Here is a 13,689-nt window from a genome sequence, read left to right as displayed (position 1 = left end):
CGGCGCGTCATAACGGAGGTCGGGCCCGACCGCCATGCGTCGAAACACGCGGGTGGGGATCAATCCCGGTGCATCGACGCGCTGGCGGCGTGGCTCAGCCGGCGCGCGCCCGCAGCGCATCCGCCACCGCCGACGCCATCGCGCGGGTGCCCATCGGGTTCGCACCCTCACCGGCGATGTCGGCGGTGCGGGCGCCGCCCGCGAGCGCATCCGTAATGGCGCCGTCGAGGGCGTCGGCGGCGTCGCCGAGGCCGAACGAGTAGCGCAGGCACATGGCGAGCGAACCGATCATGGCGATCGGGTTGGCCTTGTCCTGGCCGGCGATGTCGGGGGCTGAGCCGTGGACCGGCTCGTAGAGCGCCCGGCGCAGGCCGCTCGAGTCCACCGCCCCGAGCGAGGCCGAGGGCAGCATGCCCAGCGAGCCGGTGAGCATGGCGGCGATGTCGGACAGGACGTCGCCGAACAGGTTGTCGGTGACCAGCACGTCGAACTGCTTCGGCCGGCGCACGAGCTGCATGGCGCAGTTGTCGGCCAGGATGTGCTCCAGCTGCAGCTCGGCGTAACGCTCCGCGTGCACCTTCGTCACGACCTCTTTCCAGAGGACGCCGGACTTCATCACGTTGTGCTTCTCGGCCGATGCGACGCGGCCGGAACGCTTGCCGGCGAGGTCGAAGGCCACATGGGCGATCCGCTCGATCTCACCGGTCGTGTAGACCTGGGTGTCGACCGCGCGCTTCGAGCCGTCCTCCAGCGTGGTGATCTCCTTCGGCTCGCCGAAATAGACGCCGCCGGTGAGCTCGCGCACGATCATGATGTCGAGGCCCTCGACCAGCTCGCGCTTCAGCGCCGAAGCCTCCGCCAGCGGCGGGTAGCAGATCGCGGGGCGCAGGTTGGCGAAGAGGTCGAGTTCCTTGCGCAGGCGCAGCAGACCGGCTTCCGGGCGGTTCTCGTAGGCGACGCCGGCCCATTTCGGGCCGCCCACGGCGCCGAGGAGGATGGCGTCCGCCGCCTTGGCGCGCTCCAGGGTCGCGTCGGCCAGCGGGCTGCCATGGGCGTCGAGGGCGCAGCCGCCGACGAGGTCGGTCTCGGTCTCGAAGGTGGCGAGACCGGTCGCCTTGAGGGTGTCGAGCACGACCTGCATGCCGGCCGCGACCTCCGGGCCGATCCCGTCACCGGGGAGGAGCAGGAGCTTGTAGCTGGCCATGGACGGTCTCGCGGGTTCGGTCTCGACGTGCCGGCGGGCTTTATCGAGGCCGGACCGCCGTTGGCAAGGTACCCGATCCCGCGCCCGCGCGTTCGTCAGAGCAGCCGGACCCGGCCGGTGGCGATGTCGTAGAAGCCGCCGACGACCTTCACCTGCCCAGCGGCGACCCGCTCGGCGAGGATCGGCCCGGCCTGCTCCAGGCGACGGACCGCGTGCCGGACGTTCTGCGCGATGGCTTCGGCGAGGGGATCCCGCGCGCTCGCCTTCGCGGCGAGGTCCACCGCCGGGCGAATCGCGTCGATCAGCGCCGGGAGATGGCCGGGCAGGGTGGCCTCGGTCTTCATGACGTCGATCGTCGCCTTGACGGCCCCGCAATCCGAGTGGCCGAGCACGAGGATCAGCGGGGCGCCCAGCACCTGCACGCCGTATTCCAGGCTGGCGAGGCCGTCGGTGTTCACGAAGTTGCCCGCCACGCGGACGACGAACAGGTCGCCCGGCCCCTGATCGAACACGAAGTCCGGCGCGACCCGGGCATCGGCGCATCCCACGATGCAGGCGATCGGGTGTTGCGAGCTGGAACGCGCGGCCCGTCCGGCCGAGAAATCCCGGTTGGCGGGCGCGTTGGCCACGTAGCGCGCATTGCCTTCGAGCAACCGCGCGAGCGCGTTGTCGGGGCCGATGGCGTTCGGGCGCGGCGCCTCGTCGGCCGCTACGGCGGACAGGGGCTTGGCGGAAGCGGCCGCGACGGCGCTGACCGCCGCGGCGGACAGCAGGCGGCGGCGCGAGAGGAAGGACACATGCCGATCGCACATGGCGGTAGCTCCGTTGGACTTCCGTACCGGCCAGATTCAGGCCTGAGGAACGCGGTTGTTCCGCGGCGGACGCGCAGCGAACCGGGTGCCGGTTCAAGCAATTGCCTCTTATCCTCGGCACGGCCTAACCACAGAGTCCAAACTTTGCAGAGAACGCTCGACGGTCACGGCCATTCGCGTCGGCTCTGATCGAATTAACCACGCCCGATGATTCAGACATGACAGATCATGATATTCTCGAACGCTCCTCAGAGATTATAAAGCACGAAAAATTTTGCTCTTCTGTAGCTGAGTATTGCCATTCAGCAGTCGCTCCCTCCGAGATCGTCTGGCCGGTCCACAAGATGTTGAATCAGGCCGGCCGCTATCTGGTCTCGTTCATGCTGGTCCACAACGATTACGCGCAGCGCCGCCACGGCGGCCCGCGCCCGACCCTCACCGCCCTGCAGGCGACGGTCGGGTCCAGTCCCCGCCAGACCGCGGCCTTCGTGGCCGCGCTAAAAGCGGCCCGCCTGGTGGGCGTCGAGACGGATCCCGACGACGGACGCGTGAAGCATCTGCGGGCGACTCCGGCGCTCGTCACCGAGATCGGACGGTCCGCACGCCTCTTCGTGGCGGCCATGGACTTTCTCGCGGCGAGATGCCCGGGCCGTGCGCGAGCGCTGGAGCATCCGGACCGCCTCGGCGACCTGATCTGCCGGTCGGCCGCGCACGTCCTGCGCCACGGCATGCTGACCGATCCGTTCCCGCGAATCCTCCGGCTCACCGGCCGGGATTGCGGCTATCCGCTGCTCACCGCCATCGTGGGCGCGCACTTCGCGGCCACGGTTTCGGACGCCCCAGCACCCCTCCCGCTGAGCCTGCGCGGCCTCGCTGACCGACTGGGGGTGTCCCGCGCGCATGTCGGCAACCTCCTCCGTGAGGCGGACGAAGCCGGATGGTTCCGAACGGGCGACCGGCGGCTGACGCACCTCGATCCGTCACTGCTGGAAGAATTCGAACTCTGGGCCGCCTGCCAGATGATCTTCTACGACGACCTCGCCGGCGAGATCTGCGCCGAGGCCAGCGTCGAGGCGGGCGTCGAGGCGGCAGGGCCTCCCGAGCGTGCCGGTCTCGCTTGTGTTCCGGCGGTTCCGGAGATACCTACGGGCAGTGCCGCGCCGTGAGATCATCCCGCGCAGGCCGCCGAGAGGAGAGACGAGCCTTGGCCAGAGCCGGCTCAGCGCCCGAGACCGCCCGCGCCGCCAAGACGGCGTCGTGGTCGCGTGCGCGCCGCGCCGGGCTCGCTCTTCCGCTTCTGCTTACCCGCCCCTGAGGGCCGTCCGGGCGCGCGCCTGGGCCTTCAGGGGAGTTCTTCCATTCGCGAATCCGCCCCATCGGGCACCACGCCGCGCCGCGCCATTCTGAGCCGGGCGGCCCGCGACAGGGTAACGCCATGACCTCGACCTCCAGCACCGCCCGCGACCGCATCCTGATCTTCGACACCACGCTGCGCGACGGCGAGCAGTGCCCCGGCGCCACCATGACCTTCGACGAGAAGCTCGCGGTGGCCGAACTGCTCGACACGATGGGCGTCGACATCATCGAGGCCGGATTCCCGATCGCCTCGATCGGCGACTTCGAGGCCGTCTCGGAGATCGCCCGCCGGACCAAGCGCGCGACCATCGCGGGTCTGGCCCGCGCGATCCCCGCCGACATCGCCCGGGCCGGCGAGGCCGTGCGGCACGCCCGGCGCGCGCGGATCCACACCTTCGTGTCGACCTCGCCGATCCACCTCGCGCACCAGATGCGCAAGAGCCAGGATGAGGTGATCGAGATCATCCTCAAGACCGTGGCGCAGGCCCGCGACCTCGTCGACGACGTGGAGTGGTCGGCCATGGACGCGACCCGCACGCCGATCGACTATCTGTGCCGCTGCGTCGAGGCGGCGATCAAGGCCGGGGCCACCACGATCAACCTGCCCGACACGGTGGGCTACGCCACGCCCTCAGAATACCGGGACATGTTCGCGAACGTGCGCGAGCGGGTGCCGAACGCCGACAAGGCGGTGTTCTCGGTGCATTGCCACAACGACCTGGGTCTTGCGATCGCGAACTCCCTGGCGGGCATCGAGGGCGGCGCCCGGCAGGTGGAGTGCACGATCAACGGCATCGGCGAGCGTGCCGGCAACGCCGCGCTCGAAGAGATCGTGATGGCCTTGCGCACCCGCGCCGATGTGCTGCCCTACGAGACCGGTGTCGAGACGACCATGCTGACCCGCGCCTCGAAGCTCGTGAGCCATGCCACGAACTTCCCCGTGCAGTTCAACAAGGCGATCGTCGGCCGCAACGCCTTCGCGCACGAGAGCGGCATCCACCAGGACGGCATGCTCAAGAACGCCGAGACCTACGAGATTATGACGCCGGCCTCGGTGGGCCTGACCAAGACGTCCCTGGTGATGGGCAAGCATTCTGGACGGGCTGCGTTCCGCTCCAAGCTGGAGGATCTCGGCCTGCACCTGTCCGACAACCAGTTCCAGGACGCGTTCGAGCGGTTCAAGGCGTTGGCCGACCGCAAGAAGCACGTCTACGACGAGGATATTGAAGCGCTGGTCGACGAGAACCTCGCCACGGCCCACGACCGGATCCGGCTGGTTTCCCTGTCGGTCATCGCCGGCACCCGCGGGCCGCAGCGGGCTACCCTGCGCATCGCCGACGAGACCGGCACGCGGATCGAGGAGGCGGACGGCAACGGGCCTGTGGACGCGGTGTTCAACGCGATCTCCGCGCTGGTGCCGCATCAGGCGCAGCTGGAGCTTTATCAGGTCCACGCCGTGACGGGCGGCACCGACGCGCAGGCGGAGGTCTCCGTGCGTCTGCGTGACGGCGATCGCAGCGTCACCGCCCGCGGCGCCGATCCGGACACGCTGGTCGCCTCGGCGAAGGCGTATCTCTCGGCGTTGAACAAGCTCGCCGCCCATGCGGTGCGCGTGCATGCGCAGCATGCCGCTGCGGAATGAGAAAATCGCCGGTCGGGGGTGGACAGCCCTCGGCCGCGTTGGTATCAGCCCGCCACCCCAGCGGACTTGGTGGCCGCCGGGCGATCGCAGAAGCGATCGGGCGCATAGCTCAGTTGGTAGAGCAGCTGACTCTTAATCAGCGGGTCCTAGGTTCGAACCCTAGTGCGCCCACCAAGCAAATCCCTCCCCGATAATCCGGCGCCGTCGATGGTTCGATCTGTCGCCTGAGGCGGATCCGAACCGCGATCGAGCCCCGTTACCGGCGGTCCAGTGGTCGGTGGCACGCCGTCCTGCGTCGCCTTGGGGTCGAGCGCTTGGAGAAGGTCGCGTGTCGTCGCGGGGTTATCCGCCGCACGCTTCACTCAGCCATCAGCTCCTCCGTTTCAGAGGGGAAAGTAACAAGGCGCACCGCCGCCGCGGCTTGCCTGCGGTCCGGGTGTGATCTCGGGCGGCACGTCTGCCCTCGCGAGTTGCGCCGCGCGATGGACGTCACGATGGTCGGGGCATGCGGTACAGTCCTCGGCTGTCCTGACGTGACTCACGACGGTTACAGGCCGTCATGACGGACACCATTCTGAAGATCTCCCGTTCGCTTGATCCGCAATATAGACCGTGCAACGGTGAAAACTGATAAATCGGAGATGGACGGCGCGGCGCATGTCGGTTCGGGGCGGCCGGCGAAGAGACCGGCGCGACGCTCCGAAAGGGTTGGTCCGATCGATGTCCCAAGCTCAGACCGGATCGTCCCCGGAGCAGCCCCCCGGCGTCGGCGGCTCCGAAGCCCGCGATGGAGAGCGTCTCGAGGCGCCCGGCGTCGCCAAGGGGACGCTGATCGAAGCGATCGAGAGCAGCTCGGAAGGCTTCGCGCTGTTCGATTCCGACGATCGGCTCGTCCTCAGCAACGATCACTTCCGGGATTTCCATCCGGGGCTGGAGGCGGTGATCGGCCCGGGCGCGACCTTTCAGGCGATCGCCCGCGCCGCCGCCGAACGCTGCATCGAGCGGCCCGACGGCGTGACCGTCGAGGCGTGGCTCGCAGAACGGATGTCCCATTTCCACGCGCCGAGCGGTCCGCTCCTCCAGCAGCGGACCGACGGGCGCTGGGTCCAGGTCAACGAGCGCAAGACCAACGACGGTGGGGTGGTCGCCGTCTACACGGACGTGACCGAGATCAAGCGCGCCGAGCAGACTCTGCGCACGACGCAGGGCCGGCTGACCTACCTCCTGACCGCGTCCCCCTCGATGATCTGCAGCTTCGAGGTAGGCGGACGGAACGCGCCGACCTTCATCAGCGAGAATGTGCGCGATCTGCTCGGCTACGAGCCCGATGATTATCTGGCCGGGCCGGAGTTCTGGTTGGACCGCCTCCATCTCGAGGATCGGGACCGGGTGCTGTCCGAGTTTCCGAACCTGCTCCGACAGGGACACAACGTTATCGAGTACCGGTTCCTGCGCGCGGACGGCACCTACCGCTGGGTGCGGGACGAGCAGCGCCTCCTGCGGGATCCGAATGGAGAGCCGGTCGAAGTCGTCGAGTCGTGGAGCGACATCACCGCCCGCAAGGAGGCCGAACTGGCGCTGCAGAAGCAGACCGGGTTCGTCGAGTTGCTGCAGGCCGCTGCGACGGCCGCCAATGAGGCGTCCACGGTCGAGGACGCCATCGGTTTCTGCCTGGACCGCGTCGCACATCACACCGGTTGGCCCCTCGGACACGCCTACATCGTCGCCGCCGACGGCAGCGGCACGCTGGTCCCGACCGGCCTCTGGCATTGCGACGCCCCGGGCCGGTTCGGCCACTTCCGCGCCGCGACGAACGGGACGGCGCTCCGGACCGGGGCGGGACCTGCCGGCCGCGTCCTGCTGTCGGGACAGCCGGAATGGAACCTCGACGTACAGGCCGACCTCGACGACCCGCGCGCGGCCGCGGCGGCGGCGGACGGCGTCCGGGCCGGCTTCGGCTTTCCCGTGACGGTCGGGCGCGAGGTCGTGGCCGCCCTGGAGTTCTTCGCCTGCGACGCGGAACCACCGGACCCGGCCCTCCTCAAGGTGATGATCAACATCGGCGCGCAGCTCGGGCGGGTCGTCGAGCGCCAGCGCGCCGAGGAGGCCCTGCGGCAGGCCAAGGAGGCCGCGGAAGACGCGAGCCGCGCCAAGAGCAGCTTCCTCGCCAATATGAGCCATGAGCTGCGCACGCCGCTCAACGCCATCATCGGCTTCACCCGGCTCGTGATGCGGCGGGCCAAGGATGTCCTGCCCGTCAAGCAGTTCGAAAATCTCGAGAAGATCCTGGCGAGTTCGGAGCACCTGCTCTCGCTGATCAACAGCATCCTCGACCTCGCCAAGGTCGAGGCGGGGCGCATGGAGGTGAAGCCGTCGGAGTTCGCCCTGGCGCCGGTGCTCGACCTCTGCCTGAGGACGGTCGAGCCGCTGATCAAGAACGAGGGCGTGCGCCTCCTTCGGGACGCCGCGGATCCGTCGGCCACGCTCCGCACGGACGAGGAGAAGCTGCGGCAGATCCTGATCAATCTCCTGAGCAACGCGATCAAGTTCACGGAGGCCGGTTCGGTCACGCTCCGCGTCCGCCTGGCGGGCGAGCATATCGAGTTCGCGGTCGCCGATACCGGCATCGGCATCCCCGCGGCGGCGCTTTCCGCGATCTTCGAGGAGTTCCACCAGGTCGACAACAGCGCGACGCGGTCCCACAGCGGGACCGGCCTTGGCCTCGCGATCAGTCATCGGCTCGCCCGTCTGCTCGGCGGCCGGATCGAGGTCGAGAGCCGGGAGGGACAGGGCTCGACCTTCACGCTCAGCATTCCGGCGCGGATCACCGGGACGTCCGAGACGGCGCTGCCCGCGCCGAAGCCGACGCCCGCCCCGCCTCCCGTGCCCCGATCGGGCGCCAAGGTGGTGCTCGCGATCGATGACGATCCGAACGTCGTGTACCTGCTGCAGGAGAATCTCGCCGATGCCGGTTACACCGTCGTCGGCGCGTCGAGCGGCCAGGATGGCCTGCGGACGGCACGGACGCTGCAGCCGCGGGCGATCACGCTGGACATCATGATGCCCGGCACGGATGGCTGGCAGGTGCTGCACGCGCTCAAGACCGATCCGCAGACCCGGGAAATCCCCGTGGTCCTGATCTCGATCGTCGATCAGAAGGAACTTGGCTTTCGGCTCGGGGCCACCGACTACATCGTCAAGCCGTTCGAGCGGGAGGCGCTGATCGGCGCCCTGGCACGCATCGCCCCCGACAACGAGCGCATCTTGGTGATCGACGACGATCCCAACGTGCCCGACCTCGTCCGGCAGCTGCTCGACCCCGAGCACTGCACCGTCGATTGGGTGGCGGACGGCCAAGCGGGCCTCGAGCGCATCGCGCAGGCCCGGCCGAGCGTGATCCTGCTCGACCTGCTCATGCCCCGGATGGACGGCCTCACCTTCCTCGACGCCCTCCAGGCGGATCCCGTGGCGCGCACCATCCCCGTCGTCGTCCTGACAGCCGCGTCCCTCGATTCCGGAGAGCGCGAGATGCTGCGGGAGCGCGTCCTTGGCTTGATCGACAAGCAGGGCCTCGACCGTGCCGCCCTGGTCCGGGAGGTCCAGCGCGTGATTCCGCTGCCGGGATCTGAGGCGCTCGACGGTCGATGAGCGATCCGGAGCGACACGCGCGGCGGAGTGCCCGCTCTGAGGACACCCGATGAAGCGCATCCTCATCGTCGAAGACGTCGCGCTCAATCGCGATCTGCTGACGCAGCTTCTGGAGGACGATTACGAGATCCTCATCGCCGTCGACGGCGCCGCGGGTGTCGCGATGGCGGTGGCGGACAGTCCCGATCTGATCCTCATGGACCTGTCGCTGCCGCTCGTGGACGGCTGGGAGGCGACGCGCCGCATCAAGGCGAACGCGGACACCGCCCGCATCCCGGTCGTGGCGATCACCGCCAACGCGATGAGCGGCGACGAGGAGCGGGCGAAGGCGGCCGGCTGCGACGACTTCATGACGAAGCCCATCGACGAGGACCTGCTGTTTGCCAAGCTGCACCGGTGGCTCGGCTGAGTTCGGCCGGCTCAGATCCGGCCGGAGAGAGGAACACCCGTGGAGCCAGCGCGCATCCTCATCGTCGACGACGAGCCATTCAACCTGGATCTCTTGGAGCAGGAGCTGGAGCTGCTCGGTCACACGAGCATCCGCGCCGCCAACGGCCTTGCCGCGCTGGACCGGCTGAACGAGACCCCGTTCGATCTGGTCCTGCTCGACGTGATGATGCCGGCCCTGGACGGCTACGCCGTGCTCGAACGGATGAAGGCCCATGACGCGTGGCGCCATACCCCGGTAGTGATGATCTCCGCTCTGGTGGAAATCGGCAGCATCGTCCGTTGCATAGAACTCGGGGCCGAGGATTACCTGCCCAAGCCGTTCGAGCCGGTGCTCCTCGAGGCCCGTATCCGCTCCTGCCTGGAGCGCAAGCGCTTCCACGATCGGGAGATGGCGCATCTGCGCGCCATCGAGCGCGAGCGCAGCCGTGCCGACGAATTGCTTCACGCCATCCTGCCGGTCTCCGCGGTGGCGGAGTTGATGGAGACGGGACAGGTCAAGCCGCGCCTGTTCGACGACGTGGCGGTCCTGTTCATCGATCTCGTCGGCTTCACGGCCTGGTGCCACCGTCAGACACCGGACACGGTCGTCGCCGAGATCCATCGCCTGGCGGAGGCGTTCGAGATCGCCGCACAGGCGCACGGGCTGGAGAACATCAAGACGATCGGCGATGCCTTCATGGCCACCGCCAACCTGCTGCGACCGCACGCGGATCCCGTCGAGGCGGCGATCCGCTGCGCCAGCGACATGGTGGGCGTTGCGGCTGCCGGTGCACCGGGCTGGCGGATCCGCGCGGGGATCCACATCGGCTCGGTGGTCGGCGGCATTGTCGGCCGAACCAAGTACACCTTCGATCTCTGGGGGGACACGGTCAACGTCGCCGCCCGTCTCTCGGGCCTTGGCGACGGGTGCACGCTTCACCTGTCGCGCGAGGCATTCGCGCGGCTGGCGGAACCGAGGTCGGTCAAGCCCATCGGTCAGGTTGCGCTGAGGGGGAAGGGCGAGATCGACGTCTACTGCTATCCGCTTGCCGGACAGGTCGTGTGATCCGGCGCTGAAGGGGCGGCCGCGGGTTCTGGTGGTCGGGCCGGCGAGGCGGGAAACGATCGTTGGGACGCACCGGAGCTATCCGGCGCGATCATGCGCGTGCCCCACCGTCGCGGGCATCGCGGAGGACGGGGTCGACGGCATCTCGGCAGCGCCAAATCGCCGGGACACGACACGAAGCGCGCCGTTGGTCGACGCGCTCAGTGCCGCCGTTGCCGTGCGAGCGAAGGGCCACAGTCCGGAGCCAAGCCTCGCCGGACGAAGGGACCTTCGGCTCCGTCTCGCGGCCAATCGCTCTCTCAAACTTCGAGCGTCGCGAGCTTCTGCCGTTCGGGCTCCCTCCGGAAGACCACGGCGATTGCCGAGCCGGAGCCGACCGCGCCTTCGGAGGCGTCCAGTTCGTGGCGGACTTCGGCTATCTCGTAGACAGAGTACTGGCCTGGAAAGACGAAGACGTCGCCCGCTCGCGGCATCGTCGGAAAATCGTGCTCCGACGGTATCGCGTCATCGTCGCAAATGACTTGGCAGCGTACGGGCATAGGCTTCACCTCGCTACGGCCAAGATAGATGGTGCAGACGAACCGTCGCGATAGCTCCTGCGTCGTAGGGCAAACATATCGGCCGCCATGTCTCGTGAAGCTCTCGGAAAAGTTATCCGAAGCCAGCCAATACAGTGGCAACACTAGTAGAAAACGACCGACTTGGTATGAATGGTCCATCGGCTGGAACGTCCGATGGTGTCGTGTTGAGCCGACCTGCAGGCGCCGTCCTGCCGCTTGTCCCGCTTTGAACCGGCGAACGCCATGAACCCGGCGCCCCGCCGCATGCCGCTCAGCCCGTCCGCAACCGCGCGCTGGAATGGGGCCGGCCGGCACCGGGCTGGCACCGGGTCGGATCGCGAGAGTCAGGCGTCAGGCTCGGTCGGCTCGACGCTGGACTGCAATGCGCCGCCTGCCGGCAGATCCGTCGCGCCATGTCTGGAGCCGCCGGGCGAGTCAGCCTCGGCTCTGGATCGCGACAGGTGCGGATTTGTGGCGCGTCGCTGTGCGGCCGCCAGATCGCGCCGGGTCGGGATGGGCCGCCACGCCGCCGCGGGGGTGCCCAGACGAAGGGCAGTCGGCGACCGCGTCAGCCAGAAGGCCAGTAGCGCCCAGGGAACGACGAAGACGACGAACGCGGTCAGACCCATGGCCATTCTCCTTTCGTGAGCCGTAGATCCGTGGGGAACGTCCTCGGGTCGATTCTTGATCCGGGCCACCGGAATGTCGCGCGCCGGAACGGGCCTGTGTCCCTATCCGACGCCGGGCCGCTCGCAGGGTAAACGAACCATTCACCAACTGTGCGCAATTGCACGGGATCGCGTGATCCTGCCGGCACCCGTCAGCGTTCTTCCAGCACATTCACCGGAGGCGCACGACCATGCTGATCCTGAATCCCCTGACCGGTCAGTTGGTCGAGGTGCGCGTGCCGCGACCCGGCATCAAGGCTCCGTGCGATCGGTCGAACGGCGACGCACACGCCGTGTCGCCCACTTCCCGCGCTCAGGCGCGCCCCATCAGTCGTTGAACGTCTGAATCCGAAATTCTGAGCTGCTATACTTGCCAATACAGCATAATCGGTAATACTTCTCATTCAATGCCAGACTTGAAGCGCTGCGCCACAGCGCCGTGCTGTCTCTGGATGCGACCAACCGCCGTGGCGGCGCCATCGAGCGGACCAGAGCACTCCGCATCAGACGCTGCCGGATCGCGGGACGCGGCTCTCTTATCAGCATTTGCGACACGATTGATGATCGCGGCGAAGAATACTGCTTGGCCCGGAAGCCGATCCGATCAAACGCGGCTGTGAACTGTGACGCCGGCCAAGATTAAAGACACGGAGCTCTGCCTAAAAATTAAGCGTTCGATCTCCACTAACGAGCCGGCCGTCTGACACTACATGAACCCCTGAGACCCGTGAGCAAGCTTTTCGCGATAATGCTCAGCTTCGACGCGCGCACGATCGCGTCCATCGTTTCAAGACGGGAGGATCATGTTCTGGGCTGCCGTGATCACCGCCTTCTACGTCGTCGGGCTCCTCGTGTTCTGGACGCTGTGCCGCACGGCGCCGATCATGCGCGAGGAGGATGATGAGCTATCGCACCCCGCGATAAACGCGGAGGAGCCGTTACCGGAGGATCGAAGCTTCTCCGAGCATCAGGCATCCGTCAGCGCCGGAGCGGCCCGCCGCTCAGAACCGATTGCCACCGACGGCACCGCCGCGCTGGATGCGCCGGGAGACCCAGCACCACACCCTGTCCGGCATCCAATACACATGCGCGGCCACGACCACCGCAGCCATCAGGATCAGGAAGAGATAGGCTGCCACGTTCAGCAGTAGCCCGGGCGGCAGATCGGGCTCGGCCCGGTCGTACCAGAGTGGGTCGAAACGCCCGTGATAATCGTCCTCGTCCACGGTAAGACCCTCTTCACCGCCGAGATCGTGCCCGGCGATCGAGCTTAGCAAATCATTTACCAGACCCGTTGTCACGCAATGGGACAAGGCTGTTCACGGATCGCTGCGATGCGTTGTACTGAGCGCCCCCGGAACCCTGCTGGATCCTGAAGGCGCGGCCTCCGCATCGGTCGTGCGGTGCAATCACGCCCGGCACCCCGGAGGCTCCCGCGGCGACGCCATGGGGTCGAGAGAGGGCCTCCGATCCGGTCGCCGCGCAGGTGAACGCAGCCGACCGATCGTGGAGAGCGCTCGCGCGGGTCGGCGCCGCTTCACATCCCGTGCGTGATACCGGTCCGGCGGCCTGCGACACCCGCCCGGCCGCGTGATCAGCCTGGATCTTCCATGCAGCCGTGAAGTCCCGGGATTGCCGGGCGACCTGCGGCGCGGGCTCAGCGGCTTCCGCGTTGGGCGAGGACGGCCGGGATGGTGCGCAGCATGATGACGAGGTCGCGGCGCAGGCTCCAGCGGGTGGCGTAGTCGAGATCCAGCGCGACGCGCTCGGCGTAGGTCGTGTCGGAGCGGCCCGAGACTTGCCACAGCCCGGTCACGCCCGGCGGCACGGCGAAGCAGGTGGCGAACGCCCGGCCGTAGCGGGCCACCTCCGCGGGAACGATCGGCCGCGGGCCGACCAGGCTCATCTCGCCGCGCAGCACGTTCCAGAGCTGGGGCAGCTCGTCCAGCGAGGTCTTACGCAGCACCTGGCCGATCGCGGTCACGCGCGGATCGTCGGTGAGCTTGTGGGTCTCCGCCCACTCGGTGCGCGCCCGCGGGTTGGCGGACAGGTGGGCCGCCAGCACCGCCTCGCCGTTGGTGACCATCGAGCGGAACTTCAGGCAGCCGAAGCGGCGCCCGTCCCGGCCCAGGCGCATGTGGCGGTAGATCGGCGGCTTGCGGTCGCCGGCCCAGACCATCAGGGCGATCAGCAGGAGGAGCGGCAGCAGGAGGAACAGGGCCGTGGCCGCCACGCTCACGTCGAGGCTGCGCTTGGTCGCCCAGTCCAGGCGCAGCCCCCGCGCCACGAACGGCGTCTCCGGCA

General features: G+C 68.1%; 11 protein-coding genes and 1 tRNA gene. 6 read left to right on the top strand and 6 right to left on the bottom strand.

Going from position 1 to position 13,689, the window contains the following annotated elements; genetic code table 11:
* Nucleotides 1-94: 94 nt before the first annotated feature.
* Both leuB and ACLBX9_RS27950 read right to left on the bottom strand, forming a co-directional pair.
* Nucleotides 95-1,204 (bottom strand): 3-isopropylmalate dehydrogenase, encoded by a 1,110-nt coding sequence (gene leuB, locus ACLBX9_RS27955; RefSeq protein WP_447721178.1) that lies wholly within the window; start codon nt 1,202-1,204, stop codon nt 95-97.
* 95 nt (nt 1,205-1,299) lie between these two features.
* Nucleotides 1,300-2,016 (bottom strand): carbonic anhydrase, encoded by a 717-nt coding sequence (locus tag ACLBX9_RS27950; RefSeq protein ID WP_447721177.1) that lies wholly within the window; start codon nt 2,014-2,016, stop codon nt 1,300-1,302.
* A 344-nt stretch (nt 2,017-2,360) separates the two neighbouring features.
* On the opposite strand from ACLBX9_RS27950, the gene ACLBX9_RS27945 reads away from it, so the two are divergent.
* The 6 genes from ACLBX9_RS27945 (at nt 2,361) to ACLBX9_RS27920 (ending at nt 10,157) form a co-directional block, all read left to right on the top strand.
* The gene (locus ACLBX9_RS27945; RefSeq protein WP_447721176.1) at nt 2,361-3,182 is read left to right on the top strand and encodes a helix-turn-helix domain-containing protein; all 822 of its coding nucleotides are present in this window, start codon (nt 2,361-2,363) and stop codon (nt 3,180-3,182) included.
* A 269-nt stretch (nt 3,183-3,451) separates the two neighbouring features.
* Nucleotides 3,452-5,014 carry a 2-isopropylmalate synthase gene (locus ACLBX9_RS27940; RefSeq protein WP_010683370.1) on the top strand — a complete coding sequence of 521 codons (1,563 nt, stop codon included), beginning with the start codon at nt 3,452-3,454 and terminating at the stop codon, nt 5,012-5,014.
* A 98-nt stretch (nt 5,015-5,112) separates the two neighbouring features.
* Nucleotides 5,113-5,188, top strand: a tRNA-Lys gene (locus ACLBX9_RS27935).
* 546 nt (nt 5,189-5,734) lie between these two features.
* A complete protein-coding gene (locus ACLBX9_RS27930; protein WP_447721175.1) occupies nt 5,735-8,662 on the top strand; it encodes a response regulator in 2,928 nt (975 codons plus the stop codon).
* A 49-nt stretch (nt 8,663-8,711) separates the two neighbouring features.
* Nucleotides 8,712-9,071 carry a response regulator gene (locus tag ACLBX9_RS27925; RefSeq protein WP_010683279.1) on the top strand — a complete coding sequence of 120 codons (360 nt, stop codon included), beginning with the start codon at nt 8,712-8,714 and terminating at the stop codon, nt 9,069-9,071.
* A gap of 39 nt (nt 9,072-9,110) precedes the next feature.
* Complete coding sequence (locus tag ACLBX9_RS27920) at nt 9,111-10,157, top strand: adenylate/guanylate cyclase domain-containing protein (protein WP_447721174.1); 1,047 nt, start codon at nt 9,111-9,113, stop codon at nt 10,155-10,157.
* 299 nt (nt 10,158-10,456) lie between these two features.
* On the opposite strand, the gene ACLBX9_RS27915 is transcribed toward ACLBX9_RS27920, so the two are convergent.
* The 4 genes from ACLBX9_RS27915 to ACLBX9_RS27900 all read right to left on the bottom strand — a co-directional run.
* Nucleotides 10,457-10,696 carry a hypothetical protein gene (locus tag ACLBX9_RS27915; RefSeq protein WP_447721173.1) on the bottom strand — a complete coding sequence of 80 codons (240 nt, stop codon included), beginning with the start codon at nt 10,694-10,696 and terminating at the stop codon, nt 10,457-10,459.
* A 365-nt stretch (nt 10,697-11,061) separates the two neighbouring features.
* Entirely contained in the window at nt 11,062-11,346 is a 285-nt protein-coding gene (locus tag ACLBX9_RS27910; RefSeq protein WP_447721172.1) for a hypothetical protein, read from the bottom strand.
* Nucleotides 11,347-12,386: 1,040 nt separating this feature from the next.
* Nucleotides 12,387-12,611 (bottom strand): hypothetical protein, encoded by a 225-nt coding sequence (locus ACLBX9_RS27905; protein ID WP_039892805.1) that lies wholly within the window; start codon nt 12,609-12,611, stop codon nt 12,387-12,389.
* Nucleotides 12,612-13,042: 431 nt separating this feature from the next.
* Nucleotides 13,043-13,689 (bottom strand): sugar transferase (locus ACLBX9_RS27900; RefSeq protein ID WP_447721171.1); only part of this gene is annotated, 647 nt, incomplete at its 5' end.

The organism is Methylobacterium sp. A49B, from assembly GCF_053346215.1.
Note: the sequence above shows the minus strand (reverse complement) of the source record. Positions and strands in the feature narration are given on the sequence as shown.

Coding starts and splice junctions, on each gene's coding strand:
- ACLBX9_RS27945 (WP_447721176.1), top strand. CDS start 2,361: ATGTTGAATCAGGCCGGCCGCTATCTGGTCTCGTTCATGCTGGTCCAC.
- ACLBX9_RS27950 (WP_447721177.1), bottom strand. CDS start 2,016: ATGTGCGATCGGCATGTGTCCTTCCTCTCGCGCCGCCGCCTGCTGTCC.
- leuB (WP_447721178.1), bottom strand. CDS start 1,204: ATGGCCAGCTACAAGCTCCTGCTCCTCCCCGGTGACGGGATCGGCCCG.
- ACLBX9_RS27925 (WP_010683279.1), top strand. CDS start 8,712: ATGAAGCGCATCCTCATCGTCGAAGACGTCGCGCTCAATCGCGATCTG.
- ACLBX9_RS27940 (WP_010683370.1), top strand. CDS start 3,452: ATGACCTCGACCTCCAGCACCGCCCGCGACCGCATCCTGATCTTCGAC.
- ACLBX9_RS27930 (WP_447721175.1), top strand. CDS start 5,735: ATGTCCCAAGCTCAGACCGGATCGTCCCCGGAGCAGCCCCCCGGCGTC.
- ACLBX9_RS27915 (WP_447721173.1), bottom strand. CDS start 10,696: ATGCCCGTACGCTGCCAAGTCATTTGCGACGATGACGCGATACCGTCG.
- ACLBX9_RS27910 (WP_447721172.1), bottom strand. CDS start 11,346: ATGGGTCTGACCGCGTTCGTCGTCTTCGTCGTTCCCTGGGCGCTACTG.